Source organism: Alcanivorax sp. (genome assembly GCF_002733835.1).
Taxonomy (GTDB): Bacteria; Pseudomonadota; Gammaproteobacteria; order Pseudomonadales; family Alcanivoracaceae; genus Alcanivorax.
In genome coordinates this window covers 1-22700 of record NZ_NVWY01000023.1, presented here as the reverse complement: position 1 = coordinate 22700, position 22700 = coordinate 1, and the positions used below count along the sequence as shown (strand labels likewise).

The following is a 22700-nucleotide window of genomic DNA, read 5'->3' as shown; positions in this document are numbered from 1 at the left end:
ACCGTCTGTACCCTTGGGTCAGATGCTCCTTTGGTCCCTCCACCCCGGCAAGTCCTGCATGGTTGCAGGAAGAGCATTCAAACATACAAGCACCTCTTGCAGGTGCGAACCCCGTGTAAGCGCGTAAATCGCTGGTGGCTCGATGGGGTTCTCTGAGCGCGTGTCGTTAGCTGTTTCTGTGTGGTCTCGTTATGCTCGGTTCGCACCTGCAAGAGGTGCTCCTACAGGCGAGGCGGAGAACAGTTACAGCTTCCGGCGGGCGTCTTCGAAGGCCTGGATTTCCTCTTCCAGGCGGCCGAGCAGGGCCTGCACGCGGGCTTCGCTTTCAGAATCCTGGGAGACGCTCTGGCGGGCGCGGAGCAGCTCGTGGCTCATGTTCAGAGCGGTCATGATGGCAATGCGCTCCAGGCCGATCACATTGGCATCGCGGACTTCGCGCATCTGTTCGTCCAGGTAACGGGCGGCCGCCAGCAGGTTGTCCTGTTCCCCGGCGGGGCAGGCGACGCGATACTCCTTGTCCAGTAGATGAATTACCAGGGAGTTTTCGTTAGACATTCTGGATTACACCGCATTGGCTGTGAGTCAGAGTCAGGCAGGAGACCACGCTCAGGATTCCTGCTCGAGAGATTTCAGACGCGAGATGATGGCCTCGACTTTATTGCGGGCGGCATCATTTTTTTTCAGTAACTGGGCCCGTTCTTCCACCAGTTTGCTCTCGCGATCATGCAAGGCCTGGTTCTCTTGACGCAACCGCGCGCTGATGCGCAGCAGGTCATCGACTCGGGCTTCCAGTTGCCTCAGTTGTTGTTCCGTCGTCATGGCAAAATGGTCGCTGTTCGCCTAAGGTAGCTCCCCTGCACCTTACCGGTATTTTCCGGTGATGGCGCCCCCACCCGGATTGCAGGCTTTTTGTACTATAGGTGTGGGGTCTGTAAGGGTCAATGAAATTCAAGTGTGATAGCCACTTAGCACACACTTCTCAGGTAATCCCCAACTCTGCTTCCCGGGGCCGCCGCGCCAGCGGATCACCGGCTGTTGAAAACGGAAAGACGCATGTCCAACGATATTGATTTTGAGGTTCTCGTCCAGGGGCTGGCTGCGGTCGGCGTAAAGCATTCTCCCAGTGAATTGCAGGGGGTGATTGCCGGCCTGCTGGCCACCGGCCACGGCGGCCACAATGAGGAGCTGCTTGGGGTGCTGGCTGCCCACGTGGATATGCCGGAGGGCTTTGGTGCCGAAATGAATGGCGCCCTGCTGGCGGTGCGAGACCAGTTGCACGGCGGTTACCAGGGCACCGGTCTGGAGCTGAACCTGCTGTTGCCGGGGGATGAGGAAGACCTTGGCTTGCGGGTGGCCGCGCTGGCCCAGTGGAGTGAAGGCTTCCTGGTGGGCTTTGGCACCGGCTCGGCCAACACCCACGACAAGGACCTGTCACCCGGCGTGCAGGAAGCGCTGTCGGACCTGGCGGCGATCAGCCAGGTGGCTACGCCGGATGATGACGGCGACGCCGAGGAAGACATGTTCGAGCAGGTGGCCGAGCACTGCCGTATGTCTGCCCTGATGATTTACACTGAGCTGGTCATGCGCCATCAGGGCAAACCAGAGTCGGCGCCAGCGGATAAAACACCGCCAACCCGCCATTAATGGGGATCAGGCGTTTGGTTTGTTGCGTGAGTTGCGTGAAGCGTGCCGCCTGTTGCGTTATTTAAGGAGTCGTTTTGAGTATCAGCCGCCAGGAGTTTGCCCGTCGTCGTCAGGAACTGATGACCATCATGGGGCCCAACAGCATTGCCATTCTGCCTGCCGCCCCGGAGCGCACTCGCAACCGGGACGTGGAATACCCGTACCGGCAGAACAGCGATTTCTGGTACCTCACCGGCTTTGCTGAACCGGAAGCGGTAATGGTGCTGCTGCCGGGGCGCGAGCATGGCGAGTATGTGCTGTTCTGCCGCGACCGTGATCGCACCATGGAAATCTGGAACGGCTACCGCGCCGGGCCGGAAGGCGCGGTGTCTGAATACGATGCGGACGATGCATTCCCGATCAGCGATATTGATGAAATTCTGCCGGGGCTGATCGAAGGCAGTGAGCGGGTCTACTACGACCTGGGGCACGACAGTGAATTCGATCGGCGCCTGATGGGCTGGGTCAACAGCATCCGCGAACGGGTGCGCAGCGGCGCGCACCCGCCCGGCGAATTCGTGGCGCTGGCGCACCATCTGCACGACCTGCGGCTGTTCAAGTCTGCGGCGGAAAGCAAGCTGATGCGCAAGGCGGCCAGCATTTCTGCCGGCGCCCACGTGCGCGCCATGCAGTCGGTGAAGCCGGGGATGATGGAATACCAGCTGGAAGCGGAATACATCCACGAATTCATGCGCCACGGTTCGCGCAGTCCCGCCTACCCGAGCATTGTCGGTGGCGGCGCCAACAGCTGCATTCTTCATTACATCGAAAACACCGGAAAGCTGAAAGCCGGTGATCTGGTGCTGGTGGATGCCGGTTGCGAGCTGGAACACTATGCCTCGGACATTACCCGCACTTTCCCGGTGAACGGCACATTCAGCAAGCCACAGCAGGCGCTGTATGAGCTGGTGCTGGCTAGCCAGTATGCGGCCATCGAAGCTACCCACCCGGACAACCACTGGAACGTGCCCCACGAGCAGGTGGTGAATATCCTTACTCAGGGGCTGATCGACCTGGGCCTGTTGAAAGGGGAATTCAACGAGCTGGTGGAAACCGAAGGCTACCGACAATTCTTTATGCACCGCACCGGCCATTGGCTGGGGCTGGATGTGCATGATGTGGGTGATTACCGCATTCAGGAACAATGGCGCCAGCTGGAGCCGGGCATGGCGCTGACCGTGGAGCCGGGGCTGTATGTGGCGCCGGATGACACCACAGTGGACGAGCAATGGCGGGGTATTGGCATCCGCATCGAGGATGATGTGCTGGTCACCAAAACCGGCTGCGAAGTGCTTAGTCACGAAGTGCCGAAGGACGTGGCGGATATCGAAAAGATAATGAAGGGTAGTTGAAAGTTTAAAGTTGAAAAGCGCGAGAGGGGGGTTGTTGTCTTTGAGTGTCTGTGCCCGCGCCATTACCGGGGAACGCGGGCACGACATTACACACATCGACAACTGGATTCGCGTTTAAACTTTACACTTTGAACTTTCAGCGCTTTGCATGATTCGCGCCTCAAGTGGCGCTCCTACAGTGAAAATGGACGTTGGAATGACGCAACAACCTTTGGTGATTGTTGGCGGTGGTATGGCCGGGGCCTTGCTGGCGCTGTTGTTGTGTCGTCACGGTGCCGCCCGGGTAATGCTGATCGAAAGCCATCCGCTGTCCCTGCCAGACGCTCCCCCCCTGACTCCCAGCTTTGATGCCCGCAGTACCGCCTTGTCCGCGGGGACGTTGGCGGTACTGGATGATCTGGGTCTGGGCCATGCCGTTCGAGAGCACGCGGCGGCTATCGGTACGGTGCATGTGTCCCGACAATCCCGCCTTGGTATAACGCGCATGTCCGCCGCAGAAGAAGGGGTGGAGCAGCTGGGTGCCGTGGTGGAAAACCGCTGGCTGGGGTTTGTGTTGCTCGGGGCCCTGTTTGCGGATGAGGGCATTGAAGTGCGGGCGCCGGATACCTTGTCGGGTATTCGCCGGCAGGAGGGTGGTTACCAAATCACTCTGGCCAGTGGCGAGGTGGTGGAAACGCCGCTGTTGATCGCCGCCGACGGCGCCCGGTCCAAGACCCGGGAGTGGCTCGGCATTAGCGCCCGTGACCACGACACTGGTCACGATGCGTTGATCGCTAACCTGTCCCTGAAAGAGCCCCACAAGGGAATCGCCTGCGAACGCTTTTTGAATGACGGCCCACTGGCCCTGTTGCCGCTGCCCGACCAGCGCATGGCGCTTGTGTGGACCGGCCCGCGGGCGCAGGTGGACCAGTGGATGGCGTTGGCGGACGACGAAGCACTGGCGCAGCTGCAAGGTCGTTGCCCGGCAGAGGCGCCACGGCTTTGTGGTATCGGTGAACGCCAGCGCTACCCGCTGATCCTCACCGAGGCCTGTGCCCAGGTGGTGCCCCATGGGGTGGTGGTCGGTAATGCCGCTCACACCCTGCATCCGGTAGCCGGGCAGGGCTTTAATCTGGCGGTGCGGGATCTGCTGGCGCTGGCGCAGACCGTAGGCGGCAATGCCGACCCCGGTAGCCTGGCGACCCTGCAGGCCTACGCACAAAAACGGGAAAAGGATCAGGCCCTGATCAGTCAGGCATCCCGCTGGGTACCGGAACTGTTCCGGGTGCAGCAACCGCTGTTTGCGCACAGTCGCCAGTTGGGGCTGGTGGCCATGGATATTTTGCCGGGGCTGCGTAGTGGGTTTGCGAAACGGGCCATGGGGCTTTAAGAACAGTGAATAGTTAACTGTTAATAGCGAAAACCATGCTACGAAGCTGCTGTAGGAGCGCCGCTTGAGGCGCGAAGCGTTTGCAGCTGCTTCGGTGCCTGATACCGGCAGGCTGACGATGCAAATGCAGCAACGCGCGTTAAAGATCGTGGACATTCGCGCCTCAAGTGGCGCTCCTACACACTCAACAGCGAGCATCGACCTTTGAAGAATGCGCCCATGACAGAACAACCTGATTCCCAACACATCCTCATCGTTGGCGGTGGCATGACCGGTGGGTTGCTGGCGGTGCTGCTGGCAGAGCAGGGATTGACGGTGACCGTGCTGGACGGTGCCCCTGCCCCGGCCCTGCCGCAGGGCAAGGCGCAGTTGCGGGTGTCCACGCTTACCGAAGCCAGCCATTGGCTGCTGCGCAATACCGGGGTGTGGGATTATCTGGATGCGTCGCGGGTGCAGCCCTACAGTGCCATGCAGGTGTGGGACCAGGATGGCACTGGCGAGGTGCTGTTTCAGGCTGAAGACGTAGGCGCCGAGAGCCTGGGCTGGTTGCTGGAAAACGGCCACCTGGCCGCCGCGTTGTACCAGAAAGCAGCTACCTTGCCGACGCTGGACTGGCAGTGCGGCGTGCAGGTGGATGCCCTGCGCCGTGATGCCGACACCGGGCAATGGGCGGTGCGCAGTGGCGATACCCTCTGGCAGGCAGACCTGCTGGTGGGTGCCGACGGTGCCCGTTCGCAGGTGCGCGAACAGGCGGGTATCAGTGGTGGTCCGCGCGACAGTGGCCATCATGCATTGGTGGCGACCATCGCCACCGAGCAGGCCCATGGCGCCTGTGCCCGGCAGGTCTTTATGGAAAGCGGGCCGCTGGCGTTGTTGCCGTTATTCTCGGACGCGGAGCAAGGTGATCAGCGGCAATGTTCCATCGTCTGGTCTGGCTGGCCGGAACGGATTGCGGAACTGCGCGAGAAAGATGCGGTCTCTTTCGCGGCAGAGTTGCAGGCCGCCGTGGGCGACGCCCTGGGGCCGGTGACCCTGCTCAGCGAGCGGGCGGTATTTCCGATTCAGGAACGTCACGCCAGTCAGTATGTGGCGGCTGGCCTGGCGCTGGTGGGCGATGCGGCCCACGTGATACACCCATTGGCCGGACAGGGTGTGAACCTGGGGTTGCTGGATGCGGCGGTGTTGGCAGAAGAAATCGCGCGGGCCAGTGAGCAGGGGCGCGGCTGTGCCGACCCGGCTGCCCTGGCGCGTTATCAGCGCCGCCGCCGCGGTGAGAACCTGCTGATGCAGAATGCCATGCGCGGCTTTCAGTCCCTGTTCGAGCAGCGTGCCATGCCGGTGCGTTGGTTGCGTAACACTGGTATGCGCTGGGTGAATCAGGCCGGCCCGGTGAAAGGTTTTTTTGCCCGTCAGGCCATGGGGCGAACCACGGATTTGCCGGCCCGGGCAAAACCACCAGCGTTTGGCGCTAGAGCTGGCTCGCGTTAGCTGCCATACTGGCGGAAATTAAGAATCATTCTTGTTTGCGAATAATTGGAGCGAATGGATATGCGCGTGTTTGGCATCTTAGTTGGCGCCTTGGTAATGGCGTCTGGTCTGTGGGGGTGTTCCGAACCGACCGCCGATGAAGAACTGGTGGTGTATACCTCCCGCAACGATCACCTGATAAAGCCGGTGTTCGATGCCTACACCGAGGCCACCGGTGTGCGTATCCGCTACATCACCGACAATGCCTCGGCCCTCACCGCCCGTCTGCAGGCCGAGGGTGAGCGCTCTCCGGCGGATATGCTGATCACCGTGGACGCCGGCAACCTGTGGAATGCGGCAGAAAAAGGCCTGCTCAGCCCGGTGGAATCCGTGGTGCTGAAAAACAATGTGCCCGATGCGCTCACCGACCCGAAAAAGCAATGGTACGGCCTGACCGTGCGCGCCCGCACACTGGTGTATTCCAAGGACCGGTTGCAGCCCAGTGAGCTGTCCACCTACGAAGACCTGGCCGACCCGAAATGGAAAGGGCGCTTGTGCTTGCGCACCTCCAAGAAGGTCTACAACCAGTCGCTGGTGGCGACCATGATTGAGCGCCTGGGCGAAGAAAAGGCCGAGGAAATCGTGCGCGGCTGGGTGGCCAACCTGGCCACGGATGTGTTCTCCAACGACACCGCCTTGATGGAAGCCATCGTTGCCGGCCAATGTGATGTGGGCATTGTTAATACCTACTACTACGGCCGCATGAAGCGCGATAACCCGCAGCTGCCGCTGGGGCTGTTCTGGGCCAACCAGGAGAGCAGTGGCGTGCACGTGAACATTTCCGGTGCCGGCATCACGACGCACGCATCGCACCCGGAGAAAGCCAAAGCCCTGCTGGAATGGATGACCCAGCCCGCCGCCCAGCAACTGCTGGCCGACCGCAACCTGGAATACCCGGTAAATGCGTCGGTGACTCCCCCGGAAGAAGTGCGCTCCTGGGGCGAGTTCAAGTCTGATGATCTGAACGTGAGTGTGGCCGGTGCTCTCCAGGTGGAGGCGGTGAAACTGATGGACCGTGCCGGATACCGCTAACCGGTGATTCGGCGCGGCGCGTTTTCGTTCAGTGGGGCCAGCGTGATTGCGCTGGCCCTGTTGGTCGTGGTGCCCATTCTGGTGCTGCTCGCTGCCTGGCGACAGCAGGAATGGGCGACCTGGCAGCACCTGATGGACACGGTGCTGTTGCGCCTGATCGGCAACACGGTATTCCTGATGATCGGCGTGGCCATTGGCGTGTCGCTGCTGGGCATCACCCTGGCCTGGTGTGTGGCCACCCTGGACTTTCCCGGTCGTCGCTGGCTGCAATGGGCGTTACTGCTGCCCATGGCCATGCCCGCCTATGTACTGGCGTTCGTGCTGGTGGATCTGCTCGACTATGCCGGGCCGATCCAGACCCAGATGCGTAGCTGGTGGAGTGCCTTCCCCGGCTTCAGCGCCCGCCACCCCCTGTGGGTGGTGGTGACCCTCTCGCTGGTGCTTTACCCCTATGTGTACATGCTGGCGCGGCTGGCCTTTCAGGCCCAGGGCCGTGCCGTGCTGGAGCAGGCCCGGATTCTTGGCGACGGCCCGGTCCGCGCCTTCTTCAAGGTGGCGTTGCCCATGGCGCGGCCGGGCATTGCCGCCGGGCTGGCGCTGGCGTTGATGGAAACCCTGGCGGACTTCGGGGCGGTGTCGGTATTCAACTTCGACACCTTTACTACTGCCATTTATAAAAGCTGGTATGGCCTGTTCAACTTGCAGGCGGCGGCACAACTGGCCTCGCTGTTGTTGCTGTTTGTGCTGGTCTCCCTGTGGCTGGAGCGCCGTGGCCGGCGCCGGGCCCGTTTCAGCGAACTGGGAGGACGGCAGGTCATGCGCGTGCGACCGCGCTTTGCCTGGCTGATTACCGCCTTTGCCTTTGCGGTGCTGTTCATGGCCTTTTTGCTGCCGGTGTGTCGCCTGTTGTACTGGGTGGTAGCCACGGGCATCGACGGGCTGGATAGCCGCTTCTTCAGTTTGATTTGGCGCACCTTCCTGCTGGGCGCCATGGCTGCCTCGCTGGTGCTGGTGCTGGCCAGCTGGCTGGCCTGGGTCAAGCGCCACCAGCCGTCGCGGGCGGTGTCCGGTTCGGTGCAGTTGGCTACGCTGGGTTATGCATTGCCCGGCTCGGTGCTGGCGGTGGGCATCATGGTCAGCTTCAGCGCAGCGGAAGCCCGTCTGGACCAGTGGGGGCTGGCGATTCCGCTGGTGGGCGGGCTGGCGGCGCTGATTCTGGCCTATGTGGTGCGTTTTCTGGCGGTGGCCTTCGGCCCGGTGGAAAACGCGTTGCAACAGGTGCGCCCCAGTTTGGTGGAAGCGGCCCGCACCCTGGGCGCAACCGCTTCGGAGGTGGGGCGCCGGGTGTACCTGCCGATGATGCTGCCGGGGCTGTTTACGGCCTTGCTTCTGGTGGGCATCGATGTGATGAAGGAAATGCCCGCCACCCTCCTGTTGCGCCCCTTTGGCTGGGATACCCTGGCAGTGCGTATCTATGAGCTTACCGCCGAAGGGGAGTGGCAACGCGCCGCTGCCCCGTCACTGACTCTGGTGTTGCTGGGGCTGGTGCCTGTCATGGTGTTAAGTCGTCGCCGCTAACAAGGCGGCTTTGCAGGATCATTCCCAACGCTATTTTCCGTTCTGCTCAGCGTATGCCCCTCCGCCTTGGCGGTACCGCGCTCGGTTATCTTCTCTGTTTGTGCCGCGGTTCCTGCGGTCTCGTCGTCAGGTTAACAGTCGTGCAATCCGCTCCATGTTTTTCGTGGGTAATGGCTGCTCATCGGGGTAAAGATGCGGCTTTTCAGGCGTTTTGTACGAAGAAAGGTGTACTTTGAATGTGGTTCATGTGTTTATTTGTGTGTATATATGTAAACAGCGTGATGTTTTGCGACATTGTCGTGATTAAATGTGTTGAGTTATTGGTACGATGATACCAATAAAATTGAGCAAAAAACTGCTCAGCACAACGGTCAGGTGCGCCTGAATTTGCGTACCGCCAAATAATAACAACGGCCCCGCTTCGGGCGCGTCTTGTGGAGAGCTTCATGACAATACGGAAATTACTTCCTGCCGTTCTGGCGGGAATTGGCGCTGTGTCTGTGTCACCGGTAATGGCCAGCATGGGAAACATCGGCACCACCTACGGGGTGCTGCCCTCCGACCTGGCCTCCGCCCAGGCCTTGTCCATGTTCAATAGCCAGGTATCCGCGACTTATTACAACCCGGCTTATCTGGCCAAGGACAGCCGCGGTGAGCTGACCACCGGCCTGTTGCACGCGGACCATGAGCTGCGTGCCCGTTCTGTCGGTGGTGGGGCCGCCCCGCTTCGCGATGGCGATATTCTCCAGGATTCACCGTCCCAGCAGGTATTGCTGGGCATGAAGACCGACCTCACTTCCCTGACCCAGTATGACCATCCCCTGTACTTGGGTTTTATGCTCGGCGTGGAAAAATACGGCGAGGAAATGCTGGCGTTTAATTCGCAGACTTCCACCTCCGGCCAGTATTTTGAATACGGTCGCCAGCCGCTGTTTCTGAATCTGGGCGGCGGGACACAAATCTGGCGTGGCCTGGATATGGGGCTGTCCGCACGGATTACCCTGCATTCGGAAGCGGAGCTGGTCGCCACGTCCACACTGGCTGGGGAAACCAGCTACGAAACCCTGAATGTGTCGGCCAAACCCTCCATCCGGCCGATCTTCGGTCTCAACATGGACTGGGGCGAAAGCTTCTGCAGTGAAGGTGATAACTGCTGGTTCAACGGGCTGGAAACCGCGTTCAGTTACCGTGGTTACTCCAACACCAACACCACGGTGGATTCCACCATCACTATCCCCGGCACCGTGCTGGACCCGGGCATCAACCTGGCGATTACCACCATCGATTCCTATCAGCCGAATATCTATGCCGCCGGTCTGGCCTATGGCCGGGAGCGCTGGCGCGTTGGGGTAACCCTGGAAATGCAGGAATGGTCGCGCCTGGAAGAAGAGCTGGAAGGCGACACCATCAAGGACCAGGCCGTGAACACCGGCGGCGCGCCTTACGAGCTGCGCTTCAAGGATATTGTGGTGCCGCGTATCGGTGGCGAATTCAATATCAACGACACCTACAAGCTAACCGGCGGTGTGGCGTTCAGTGAATCGCCGCTGGATTCCAACGCATCACTGGAAGTGAACTACCTGGATGCGGACAAGATGATTCTGGGGCTGGGCCTCACCGCGGAATACAAGTCTGTCCCGGTGCTGGCTTACCCGGTGCGTTTTGATCTGGCCTACCAGTATCAACAGCTCGACCCGCGAGAGTTCGATCTGTACGACCGCCGTTCCCCGAGCTTTCCGCAATCCTACGAAACCGTGGAAGCGGAAGGCGATGTGCATGTTTTCTCCGGCTCCATCACCCTCAAATTCTAGGAGTTAATGGCGATGAAATTAAAAGCGCTATCTCTGGCTACGGCAGCCGCATTGCTGGCTGCCTGTGGCGGTGAGGCCGGTGACGAGCCCACCCTGGAAAACTGGCAGACCGGTGAGGTCTATTACAGTTTCCCCTACGACGGTCAGCAGGATCTGGCACCGAAGACGCCGCTGTCGATCCGGTTTTCCCACCCGGTCACAGTGGATGCCAGTCACTTTACGTTACTGGAATGTGCCCAGCTGGACGGGGATTGCCCTGATGCCGGCAATAACCAGGTGGCCCTGCAGGCGCCGCAGTCAGTGGATGAGGGCATGGGGGTCATGCTGCAGCCGGATGCGCCGCTGCAAACCCATACCCGTTACCGGTTGGTACTAAATGGCATAGAAACGGAAAACGGCTCCCCGGTGTTCCCGGATGGTGGCCTGGACTTCGTTACCCGGCTGTCCAGCGATGGGCCTGTGTCCAGCCGCATGGCCTCCCCGGATCTGGCGGTGCGTAATGTGATCCCGGATGGTGAACAGCTGCCATTCATGGATTTTTCCACTCTGCGGGTGCGTTTTAACCAGATGCTGGATGCCGGCACCCTGGTGTATGGCGACTCCGTGACGCTGGAAGGCAGTGATGGCCTGGTGCCCGCGGCCCTGCTGGTAAAAGGTAATGCGGTCACGGTGGACCCGCTGGAAGACCTGACGCCGGGCGAGAGCTACACCTTGTCGTTCAGTACCTCGGTGCGTGGTGAGTCCGAGGACAGCCTCACCGGTGGTTTCGAGAAAACTTGGACAGCAAAAGACTCCAGCCCCCGCGCCACCCTGGTGCAGGAAGTGGTTAGTGCCACCGACCAGGCGGACGATCCCTGTAATGCGGACGGCGCGCTGGTCGCCAAGCTCACCGGTGCCACCATGAACTGTGTGCCGGTGCAGTCCACCTTGTTGGGCAGCAAGGATGCCACCATGCAGGGCGGTGATGTATTTGCCGAACTGGCGTTCCTGCCCAACTACCCGGACGTATCGCCGCTGCGAATTCCTCGCAACAGCCTGCTTAGCGGTAGCAACATTGAAGTGAGAGTGGCCGGTGAAGTGAAGGCAGGTATCGAGACCGGCGCCATTGCCGTGACTTTCCTGTCTGATGCCTCCGGCTACCTGATGCCCAACCCCTACAGCGATGCCCACGAAGCGCCGAAACAGGTGAAGCTGTACATGGACGTGTCCATGACGGCGGAAAACCCGGAAGCCAACGGCGCGCTGAGCCAGATGCTGATGCACGTGGAATTGAACGGCATGGCACTGGTGAAGGACGGCCGCATGGAAATTGATGCGGTGGGTATCGTGGAACCCAAGGTGTTGGGACAGGAAACCGCCTTCGGCCTGCTCAGTTTCCACATGAAATCCTACGAGGATCAGGAAAACGCCCCTGAGCCGGTGCCGGATATGACCGCCCCGGTACTGCAATCCATGGTGCCCGCCGTGGATGACAATGGCATGGCCATGAGTGCACGCCCGGGCGATGCGGTGATTCTGAACTTCAGTGAACCACTGGACAACGCCAGCCTGCATGCCGGCACCAGCTTTGGCCTGCAGCACAACGGCAGTTACGTGGACACCGACTGGTATCTGGACGGTGCCAGCCTGGTGATGCGACCGGCTGAGCCGCTGGCCTTTGGTGAAAGTTATACCGCCGTGGTGGATGGCAGCGTGACGGATCTGGCTGGTAATGCAGTCAACCCGGTGAGTCAGAGTTTCGAGTTGGCGGCCCTTGTCGGTGATCTGCCGCCGCCCCGTGTGCTGACGACCTATCCAGGCTTCCCCTGTGCCAGTGACAAGGAGCACTGGGAAATCGAGTTCGGCAACCACGGTTTTTGTCAGGGTGGCAAAACCGAAGATGACCGTAACCCGGTTTCCCACCTGCCGGCAGACCGGGCTATCCGGATTAATTTCACCCGCGATATCGCTCCTGATTCCGTGGTCTTTGACAACAGCGCCGCCTGTGATGTGGGCAGCTTCCGGGTCGAGAAAGTGGAATTGAACCCGGCGACGGGTACGCCGATGCGTTATGACGATGGCGACAAGCGTAAATATCGCTGTGAAGCCGGCGTCACCGGTTCACTGGACGTGGGTACGCGCAGCCTGGTCTTTACCCCGGATGAGCCCTGGGAAGAAGGGGTGTATTACCGTTATGCCTTGCAGAGTGTGAATGCCACCAGCGGGCAATTACCGGATGATTGCACCTCCGGCGAAGCCATTTGCTCGACTGATGGCAAACGTTTGCAGACTGCCATGTTGCGTGCCCCCGCCGATGATATGGGCGGCCCGGACATAGAGAATCACTTTATCGGTGCGGCGCCCACGGCATCGGTGTTCCAGCCCCTGAAAAACCTGCCCACCGCCGACCTGAATGGCAATGGCCGTTTTGATAATGGTGAGCCGGGTTACGAGGGTGGCGAGCCGGGAGCCAACACTACCGCGTTGATCATTGATACCAGCAAGGGAGATGGTGGCAGTGAAGGGGGAGTGTCTGACCCTTCTCTGGTTTGTGATTTGCCGGAACAGTGCGGAATTCATGTGGTTGGGGGGCTTAACTCCGAAGTGATGGGCGCTGATGCGCAGCCCTATGATGACCCGTCGACGCCGGAGGTTGAAGCCTGGCCAGCCGTGAAGGTGTGGCTGTATCCAACGATGATTCAGGCGTCTTCGGTTACCCTGAAAGTGAAAATTCTGGGAATTGCGGAGAGTGATACACCCACTGAATCCCAGTTCATGCGTATGCGCTACAACTGCGTTGCCTGGCCTGAAGACGCGGATAATTTCTGTGGCAAGAAAAAACCGGATGGCAGCTTTGTCTATGATAGCTGGGAGCGTCAGGGGCTGATTCCCGGTCTGATCGTGCAAACCCCGAACGGGCCGGAGTTCCGTGCCGATGTGAGGCTCTATCTGGATGCCCCTTACATGCACATTTTGCTCGATGGTTCTCATAACCAGCATAGTTACCCGCTGACCATGAAATTGGCCGGGCCGGTGACCTTCTTGCCGGATGGACGAATGGTGATTGAACAATTGAACAGTAACGATATCGCAGTGGACGTAAACTTGTCCGTGCTGATCCTGAGCCCGAAAATCTACCTGAAGATTCCGGCGGGTGGCGTCAAGCTCCAGTACCTGGGCGAGCCCATCAAGCAATAACCGGTGTTTGTGTTTTGACAACCGGCCTTCGGGCCGGTTTTTTTATGCCTGCTGTGCAGGCGGGTTGGGCGCCGTAACGGGCCCGTTACCTTTCCTGCCCGGTAAAGGAGGCTTTCGTCTGCCGCTTCCCGTTACAGATCCATAACACTTCGCTGCATATCCCACCCCCGCGCGTACCTTTCTCAACCAATCCCAACCTTTTATCAACGGCTGTAGCACGGGCGTTTTGTTTTACTTATTGCATATACACAGGGGGGAATAGCGAGAGGCTGCATAGCCTTCACGTGTTGTTCTCCCAGCGCCTGAGACGGTAAACCTTGGGCGAAAAACCGAATAACAAACGCCGGAGACGCGCTATGACAACCAAGAAACTGTCCCAATGGGGGGCGGCTGCAATCATTTCTACTGCATTATCGGCCCCTGCTTATGCTGCCATGGGCAATACAGCCAGCACCTATGGTTTGCTGCCTGCGGATGTGGGGACCGCGCAAGCGCTTTCCATGTTCAACACCCAGGCGTCCGCGTTGTACTACAACCCGGCCTACCTGACCCAGGACCCTCGTGGTGAGCTGACCTTGGGGCTGCTGCACGGTGAGCAAGAGCTTCGGGCGGTGAGCCAGGGCAATCCCAGCGGTGGTGGCGCGGCGGTTATTCGTGACGGCGATGTGCTCAACGATACCGATTCCCAGCAACAGATTATCGCCCTGAAAACCGATCTCACCGATCTGACCAAATTCAATCACCCGATCTACTTCGCCATCATTGCCGGCGTGGAAAAGTACGGTGAAGAAATGCTGGCCTTCAAATCCGAAAACTCTCAGGAAGGGCAGTTTTTCAACTACGGTCGTCAGCCATTGTTCCTGAACCTGGGTGGTGGCATCGAGCTGGCCAACGGGATTACCTCCGGGGCTTCTGCACATATCTCCCTGCGTTCCGACGCCAAGTTGGTGGCCAGTGCGGATCTGTCTGGTGAAACCCAATACGAAGAATTGAATGTGACAGCCAAGCCGGTGATTCGTCCGGTACTGTCGATCAACTTCGAATGGGACGAAGTGTTTTGCGGCAAGGAAGATTGCGGCATCTGGACTGGCCTGGAAACCGCGTTCGCGTTCCGTGGCCACACCGAAGCGCGCACCTCGGTGGAGTCCAACCTGACCATCCCCGGTACCGTGATTGACCCGGGTATTACCGTACTCATCGATACCATCGATTCCTATCAGCCCGATATTTTCAGTGCCGGTATTCTTTATCACTTCAGTGATAACTTCCGCGCGGCGGTGACGGTTGAGCAACAGAACTGGAACGACCTGGAAGATGAACTGGCCCGTGACACCGTGAAAGATCAGGCCTTTGCGACCTTCAAGGATATCGTGGTGCCCCGCGTGGGCGCAGAGTGGACGGTCAACGAACACCTGATTCTGTCTGCGGGTGTGGCGTATCAGGAAAGCCCGCTGGAAAGTATCCAGACTCCGGACGTGAACTACCTGGATAGCGACAAGATTATTGCTGGCGTGGGTAGCTCCCTGATCATTCAAAATCCGCCGATCCTGGCCTACCCGCTGCGCCTGGATTTTGGTTACCAATTCCAGAAACTGGAAGAGCGTGATTTCGAGCTGACCACCACCCGCCCCGGCGTGGCCAATCCTTACGAAGTCGTGACGGCTGATGGCGATGTCCATGTGTTTTCCGGCTCCATCACGCTGAAGTTCTAACGGAGGTGCCCCATGAAAAATAACAAACTGGCTCTCACTGCACTGGCGGCCGCACTGGTCGCCGGTTGCGGCGGCAGCGACGATAGCGTGAGCTTCAATACACCTACCTTTGACGCTCGCAATCTGCACTACACCTACCCGCTGGATAATCAGCAGCAGGTCGCGCCGCGTGCCATCATTGCCTTGCAGTTCAGCCATGAAGTGACGGCGGACGCCAGCAACTTCACCGTGACGGGCCCGGATGATGAAGCGGTACCGTTTACGCTGGAATCCGTGGCCGACGGCCGGGGTGTGGTGTTAACGCCGGACGATGCCCTGAAGCCGGCGTCGGACTACAAGGTGGTGATGAATGGTGTCACCGTGCTGGGTGAAACCACCACCTTCAAAGACGGCACCCTGAACTTCACCACCCGTGCGGCGCTGGAAGGTCCTGTCGAAACCCAGAAGACGGCATCGACCTTTGAAGTGGAGTCCCTGTTCCCGGACGATCAGATGTTCGAGAGCATGGACTTCTCCACCTTCAGAGTGCGCACCACCCACCCCATCGATCAGTCCAGCGCGGTTTACGGCGATACCGTGAGCCTGACCAAGGATGGTGAGCTGGTTGATGCGCTGCTGCTGGTTAGCCGCAATGCCATTTCCGTGGACCCGAAGGAAGACATGACCCCGGGCGCCACCTATGAGTTGTCGGTGAATGGTGTTGAAAGCATTTTCGGCGAACAAATAGCCGGTTTTACCCATAGCACGGTTCCCCAGGACACCACCTCACCGACCACCGGTGAGCGAGCGGTACTGGTGACCAATGCCCCTCCGGCAGACGATGCGCTTGGCTGTCAGGATGAAGGCGTTATTGTTTCCGATCTTACTGGGCAGCCGATCAACTGTGTGCCGGTTAACAGCACACTGTTGCAGGACAAGACCATCTCCAAACAGCAAGGGGATGTGTACGCCGAGCTGGCGTTTGCTCCCAATTTCCCGGAAGTGACTCCGCTGCGAGTGAAAAAAGGCGGAATTCTGAAAGGGGATTCCCTGGAGGTGCTGATTGGCGGTGAAGTGCCGGTGGGTTTCGACTCCGGTGAAGTGACCGTGCAAATCATCTCCGATGCCACCGGTTATTTGTTCCCTAACCCCAATGCGGAAAGTGATCAGGCACCGAAGAATCTGCGTCTGTTCATGGATGTGGCGTTTTCAACGGAAGATGCTCGTGCCAACGGTGCCTTTACCCAGAACTTGCTGCATCTGGAGCTGGTGGGGTCTGGCCTGATTGAAGATGGCCAGCTGAACACGGATGCCATCACTATTGTGGAGCCGCGAGTGCTGGGCGTGGATAACGCCTATGGTGTGCTCAGCTTCCGCATGGAGTCCTATCAGGATCAGGAAAACGCGCCACTCAAACCTTTCGATACGGTGAGCCCTTTTGTTCCTGTTCTCGACGGCGACAATGGAGTGGAGCTGTCCTGGCAGCCAGGCAACGTGGCCGACCGCATGGAGCCGGGTGACCCAATCATCATCCACTTCAATGAAGTCCTGGAGAAGGAAACCATTGTTGCCGATGAAAGCTTGATACTCACTAAGGGTGGGGTGTCGGAACCGTTCAGCTGGAAGCTGGATGGCAGCGCCTTGATCATCACTCCGGATACGCCAGTGGAATATGGTGTGGAGTACGTGATTACCACCACGCCGGAAATTACGGACCTGGAAGGCAACCCCTTACAGATGCTGGATACCCTGGAAGGGGATAACAGCCTCGATTTTATGCTGCCTGAATATGTTGTGAATGATCCGGATGATGTCCGTCGCGGGCCGTTTGCGGCCACGGTGTATCCAGGGTTCCCCTGTGCCAGCAGTGATGCTAGCCAGGCCGAAATTGATGCCGGTACCCAGGGGGTGTGCATTTCCTCCAGCGCCGAAAGTGCGCAAGTGGAAGTGGATGAGCTGCCCATTGTGGATCTGCCGGGAAACCGCTTCATTCGTGTGCGTTTTTCCCAGAACATGGACCCGGCCACCATCATCCTGGGTGACACCTTCCTGGTGCAAAAAGACGAGGGCGGCAGCTGGGCCGACGTGGACGGTGAGTTGGAATTGGAGCCGCGTGCGCTGACATTCACACCAGAACAAGTCTGGGAAGACGGGGCACTGTACCGTTATGTGCTGACCTCCAACGGTGGCGGCACCGGATGCGCGGGCATGTGTTCAGTGGATGGTCTGCCATTGCAGACGGCCTTGCTGTTGGGTGCCGGCCAGAAAGAAGGCGGCCCGGACATGGAGATTCTGTTCCACGGCGGGCCGGCGGCGACCACCGTGTTCCAGGAGCTGGCCAACCTGCCCAGTGCCGATGTGAACAATAACTTCCAGATCGATTCCGGTGAGCCGGTTGTCAGCGGTGACGTGATTGACCCCGCCGACACGCCGGCCAATGCCACCATGATTCTGCCCCGCGATGGCGGCGGCACAGGTCTGGTGACCAGCGCCAATACCGGTTGTGGTTTTGAAGGGGCGCCGCCCTATGGCCCGGAAGACCAGAGCCAGTGTGACAGTAACCGGATCATGTATGTGACGGGCTTGCTGAACACCGAAATTCTGGACTTCGATGCCGAGCAACAAGGTGTGCCCGTGGTGATCTACCCGACCACTGTGGCACTGACCAATCTGGATGCCACGGCGGTGGTCGGGCTGGATCTGAATGTGACCGATGGGGGCAGTACCCTGGATGCGATCCCGGTACTGGGGCCGATCCTGACCGGCATCCTTGATGTCACCCTCAGCACCCTGGACGATGCGCTCAATGCGCTGGCCGGGGAATTCGGCGGCGATGGCGTGCTCAACAGCCTGCTGGAAGTGGTAGGCGATGTGGGCCTGGTGCCGATTGAGACCGCCACCGGCCCGAACATCATGCGTGTTCGCTACGAGCCCGAGGACCCCAATGACCCGAACAGTCCACGCACGGTCCCGCCGGTGGGCTACATCGTGGAAACGCCGGACGGCCCGGTGTTCCGGATCCAGTTTGACCTGCTGTTCGATGCCCCGGCCCTGAGCCTGCCGCTGGGTCTGGAGCACAACGTGAAAGGCCTGCCCATTGACGATGTGACCCTGGAAGGTCCGCTGGACTTCCTGCCTGATGGCCGCCTGTTCATTGGTCTGCAGAACCTGGAATCCAAGAACGTGGATCTGGAGATCAGTCTTGCTGGCCTGGAAGGCGGGCAGGTGAACCTGATCATTCCGCCGGGTGGCATCAACCTGAGCTACCAGAGCGCGTCTATCCAGTAATTCTGGCCGCGTTTCTGCCTTGCGCTGCGCCCCGCTTGTCGGGGCGTAGTTATTTCTGCCGCCGTTCGTCGACAATTCCCTCTAAGGCGCCTCAGATGGCACGGCCGTGCCCGAACTCGTCAGCGAATACCCTGTCTACCTCGTCACTGTTTAAAAGAATTTTACGGTTTGCCGTCGTGATTGACGCCAAATAGCGCTTTCTACCTATGTGAGTAACTGTTCACTTTTGCATAGGGTGGGCTCCCCCCGTCGCCTCCCTCGGCGACAAACAACGTAAAAGCAACAAGAAAACAGTGTAGGAGTACAACAAATGACTGTGTCTTTTTCGGGACGTGTCGCCGCCGTAGCCGGTGGTGTGTTGGTGCAATCTGTTGCCTTGGCGAGCATGGGTAATATCGGCACAACGTATGGCGTGTTGCCCTCGGATATTGCCTCCGCACAGGCGCTCAGCCTCTTCAATGATCAGGTGTCCGCCACTTACTACAACCCGGCGGCGCTGGCCAAAGACCCCCGTGGCGAACTGACCGCAGGCCTGATGCATGCCGAACATGAATTGCGCGCCAAAAGCCTGGGCGGTGCCGATGCGCCAATCCGTAACGGTGATGTGCTGCAGGACTCGCCCTCCCAGCATATGTTGCTGGGCATGAAAACCGACCTGACTTCACTCACCCAATACAACCACCCGATTTATTTTGGCCTGATGCTGGGGGTGGAAAAATACGGCGAGGAAATGCTGGCGTTTGATTCCTCCACGTCCCAGCAGGGCCAGTATTTTGAGTACGGTCGCCAGCCCCTGTTCCTGAACCTGGGTGGCGCTACCCAGCTGTGGCGAGGCATCGATGTGGGCGCCACGGCGCGGATTACCCTGCATGCCGCCGCAGATCTGTCCGCTACCACGGACCTGGCCGGCAACACCCAGTACGAAGAACTGGACGTCTCCGCCAAACCCTCCATTCGGCCGATTTTCGGTATCAACATGGACTGGGGCGAAACCTTCTGTGGTGAAGGCGATGATTGCTGGTTCAACGGTTTGGAAACCGCCTTTTCCTATCGTGGCTATTCCAACACCAAAACCGAAGTGAACGCCAACGCGGTGATTCCCGGGGTGATTCCCAACCCGGGCCTGATGCTCAACATCAACACCCTGGATTCCTACCAGCCGAACATTCTCGCCGGTGGTGTGCAGTACCAGTCAGGCCGCTGGCGTACCGGTGTGACTATCGAATGGCAGGAATGGTCTGCCCTGGAAGACGAATTCGATAATGACACCATCAAGGACCAGACCGTTAGCGGGCAACCTGGCCAGCTGGAATTCCAGGACGTGATTATCCCGCGCATCGGCACCCAGTTCCGCCTGAACGAGAATTTCTCGTTCACCGGTGGGGTGGCTTACAGCGAATCACCACTGGAATCCAATGCGTCGGTGGATGTGAACTACCTGGATACGGACAAATGGATCATCGGCCTGGGTGTCACCGCGGAATACAAGAAAACCCGTATTCTCGCTTTCCCGGTCCGTTTTGATCTGGCCTACCAGCACCAGATTCTGGAAGACCGCACCTTCGACATTTACGACACCCAGTCCGCCGTTTACCCGCAGCCCAGCGAGCAGGTGGAGGCCAGTGGTGAGGTGAATGTGATCAGCGGCTCCATCACCCTGAAATTTTAAGCCCGGGAGGCAAACACAATGATGCGAACGAGCGTACTTTTCGCCACCGCACTGGTGCTGACCGCCTGCGGTGGTGGTGGCAGTGAACAGACCGTGGATTACAGCGGCCGCAACAGCGGGCAGGTGTTCTACAGCTACCCGGCGGACCAGCAAACCCAGATATCGGTGCATGCCCCATTGGTGGTGCAGTTCTCCGAAGCACCGGGCCTGGCGCTGTCGGACATTACCCTTACCGGCCCGGACGGTGCCGTTGATGTGGACATGAGCGAAGCCGATCAGGGGCGCTCCGTGGTGATCACGCCGCGCGTGCCGTTGGCCTTCAACAGCGACTATACCCTGAGCCTGAACGGCATCGACCTGGACGGTTTCAGTGACGGCACCCTGAACTTCACCACCGGCTCCGCCGGCACGGGGCCGCAGGACCAGCAGCAGAACGCGGATGAGCTGGTGATCAGCCGGCAAATGCCGTCGGGTGGCGACGACCAGCCCTTCATGGACTTCTCCACCGTTCACCTGCAGTTCTCACAGCCACTGGATCGCACCACCGTGGATAACACCACGGTCAGCCTTAACGATGCCGGCGGCAACCCGGTGGCGGCCACCTTATTGGTGAGCGGCACACGACTGACCCTGGACCCGCAGGAGGATCTGGCCCCGGGCAGCGATTACACCCTGGAACTGGACGCCGCCCTGACCAGTAAAGCCGGCGTGGCCTACAGCGGGGAAAACAGCATCACCTTGACCCCGCAGGATTCCACCCCACGGGAAACCCTGGTGCTGGAAGCCATGGCCGCAGATCCTACCAAGGATTGTGGCGAGGACGGTGTCATGCTGTCGCCGCTCAGTGGCGAGCCGATCAACTGCGTGCCGCTGATTGCCAAACTGTTGGGTGACACCACCGTTTCCAAACTGTCCGGCAATGTGTTTGCCGAGCTGGGCTTCGTGCCCAATTACCCGGATGCCACGCCGCTGCGTATCAGCAAGGGCTCGCTGCTTAGCGGGGAGCCACTGGAAGTACTGATTGGCGGCCAGCTGCCGGCGGGGTTTGATTCCGGTGATGTCACTGTCAGCTTCCTGTCCGATGCCTCCGGCTATTTGTCGCCGGCACCGTACAGTGCGGCCCCGGAAGCGCCACGGCGGGTGCAGCTGACCCTGGATCTGGCCTTCTCCACGGCTGACTCCCGCGCCAACGGCGCCTTCACCCAGACGCTGTTGCAGGTCGAGTTGGTGGGGCGCGCCATTGTTGAAAACGGGCGCATGGTGATTGACGCTATCGGGGTGATTGAGCCGGAAGTGCTGGGCATTGAAACCGCCTACGGCGTGCTCAGCTTCCACATGGAATCCTACGCCGACCAGGTTAATGCACCGGAACCGGAGGTGGATATCACTGGCCCCAGCCTGCAAAGCTGGCAGCCCGGTGATTACGCCGACCGTTTCCGTCCTGGCGACCCGGTGGTGTTGAACTTCGACGAAACTCCGAACCAGGACACCATCATCCCGGGCACCACCGTGAGCCTCACCGAACAGGGGGCCCAGGTGCCCTTCCAGTGGCGTCTCGACGGTGCGTCCCTGGTGCTGACACCGGACGATCCGCTGGCCTTCGGCAGCGACTATCAGGTGGCGTTTACCGATGGCGTGCAGGACCTGAGTGGTAATCCGGCAAACCCGGAAACCCTCGATTTCACCATGGTGGATGCCACCACCAACAGCCCGCGCACGCCCTACACCACCACGGTGTACCCCGGATATGGCTGCGCCATTGATCCCGGCAGCGAAGACCTGGGCAACGGTATTCAGGGTGAGTGCGCCAGTGCCTACCAGGATCAGGCCGGTGATCTGCTGCCGGTGCCCACCATGCCCGCCAACCGTGCCATCGAAGTGCAGTTCTCCCGCAACATGGCGGCCGACAGCATGGTGCTGGGCAGCACCTGCGGACAAGGCAGTGTACGGGTAGAGAAAATCGACACCGCCGGCAACTGCCTGGAAGCGGTGCCCGCTCACCTGAGCATGGAGGCCCGCAAACTGACCATTACCCCACAACAGCCCTGGGAAGACGGCACGCTTTACCGCTATGTGCTGGCGTCCCACGAGCAGGCCGGTTGTGCCGGTGAGGTGATCTGTTCGCAAGATGGCATGCCGCTGCAGACCGCCCAGTTACTGGGGCCAGACGCGGACAAAGGTGGGCCGGGTATGGCGATTGCCTTCACTGGCGCCGCGGCCACCGACAATGTGCTGTTGCCGCTGCGCAACCTGCCCAAGGCCGATGTGAATGCCAACTTCCTGCTCGACGACAGCGAAACCAAGGCCCAGGAAGTGCCACCGGGCAGCGGCCAGTATCCCACCCCGACCAATGCCGCCAAGCTGGCGGTGCTGGACACCGGCGGGATCGCCACGGCGGCAAATATTGGCTGCAATATCAACGACACCTGCCCGGCGGATAAATTCACCTATCTCAACGGCGGTATCAACGCGGATATTGTGGGCTGGAACGACGCTGAGCAGGCGGTAGAGGTAACGCTGTAC

Annotated in this window: 14 protein-coding genes; 12 read left to right on the top strand and 2 right to left on the bottom strand. The window is 59.7% G+C overall.

The window, feature by feature from the left end; translation table 11 throughout:
• Positions 1-243: 243 nt before the first annotated feature.
• Together COA55_RS10670 and COA55_RS10665 are read right to left on the bottom strand one after the other, a co-directional pair.
• Entirely contained in the window at positions 244-555 is a 312-nt protein-coding gene (locus COA55_RS10670) for a cell division protein ZapA (RefSeq protein ID WP_063521025.1), read from the bottom strand.
• A gap of 51 nt (positions 556-606) precedes the next feature.
• Entirely contained in the window at positions 607-819 is a 213-nt protein-coding gene (locus COA55_RS10665) for a TIGR02449 family protein (protein ID WP_063521026.1), read from the bottom strand.
• Between the two features lie 234 nt (positions 820-1053).
• Between COA55_RS10665 and COA55_RS10660 the strand changes: the two genes are divergently transcribed.
• The 12 genes from COA55_RS10660 to COA55_RS10605 form a co-directional block, all read left to right on the top strand.
• Positions 1054-1644, top strand: a complete 591-nt coding sequence (locus COA55_RS10660) for a UPF0149 family protein (RefSeq protein WP_290502114.1) — start codon at positions 1054-1056, stop codon at positions 1642-1644.
• 74 nt (positions 1645-1718) lie between these two features.
• Entirely contained in the window at positions 1719-3035 is a 1317-nt protein-coding gene (pepP, locus tag COA55_RS10655) for a Xaa-Pro aminopeptidase (protein ID WP_290502113.1), read from the top strand.
• 196 nt (positions 3036-3231) lie between these two features.
• Entirely contained in the window at positions 3232-4404 is a 1173-nt protein-coding gene (locus COA55_RS10650) for an FAD-dependent monooxygenase (RefSeq protein WP_290502112.1), read from the top strand.
• Positions 4405-4623: 219 nt separating this feature from the next.
• The gene (locus tag COA55_RS10645) at positions 4624-5892 is read left to right on the top strand and encodes a UbiH/UbiF/VisC/COQ6 family ubiquinone biosynthesis hydroxylase (protein ID WP_290502111.1); all 1269 of its coding nucleotides are present in this window, start codon (positions 4624-4626) and stop codon (positions 5890-5892) included.
• 60 nt (positions 5893-5952) lie between these two features.
• On the top strand, positions 5953-6963 hold the full coding sequence (locus COA55_RS10640) for an extracellular solute-binding protein (protein WP_290502115.1): 1011 nt from the start codon (positions 5953-5955) through the stop codon (positions 6961-6963).
• A gap of 3 nt (positions 6964-6966) precedes the next feature.
• Complete coding sequence (locus COA55_RS10635) at positions 6967-8541, top strand: iron ABC transporter permease (protein WP_290502110.1); 1575 nt, start codon at positions 6967-6969, stop codon at positions 8539-8541.
• Positions 8542-8987: 446 nt separating this feature from the next.
• Complete coding sequence (locus tag COA55_RS10630; protein WP_063520026.1) at positions 8988-10352, top strand: outer membrane protein transport protein; 1365 nt, start codon at positions 8988-8990, stop codon at positions 10350-10352.
• Between the two features lie 6 nt (positions 10353-10358).
• On the top strand, positions 10359-13529 hold the full coding sequence (locus COA55_RS10625; RefSeq protein WP_290502109.1) for an Ig-like domain-containing protein: 3171 nt from the start codon (positions 10359-10361) through the stop codon (positions 13527-13529).
• A 356-nt stretch (positions 13530-13885) separates the two neighbouring features.
• Positions 13886-15241: an outer membrane protein transport protein gene (locus tag COA55_RS10620; RefSeq protein ID WP_290502108.1), complete on the top strand. Its 1356-nt coding sequence runs from the start codon at positions 13886-13888 to the stop codon at positions 15239-15241.
• 12 nt (positions 15242-15253) lie between these two features.
• Positions 15254-18508: an Ig-like domain-containing protein gene (locus tag COA55_RS10615; RefSeq protein WP_290502107.1), complete on the top strand. Its 3255-nt coding sequence runs from the start codon at positions 15254-15256 to the stop codon at positions 18506-18508.
• A gap of 310 nt (positions 18509-18818) precedes the next feature.
• Positions 18819-20177, top strand: coding sequence for an outer membrane protein transport protein (locus COA55_RS10610; RefSeq protein WP_063519503.1), 1359 nt, complete (start codon positions 18819-18821; stop codon positions 20175-20177).
• An 18-nt stretch (positions 20178-20195) separates the two neighbouring features.
• On the top strand, positions 20196-22700 hold a 2505-nt coding region (locus COA55_RS10605), incomplete at its 3' end, for an Ig-like domain-containing protein (protein ID WP_290502106.1).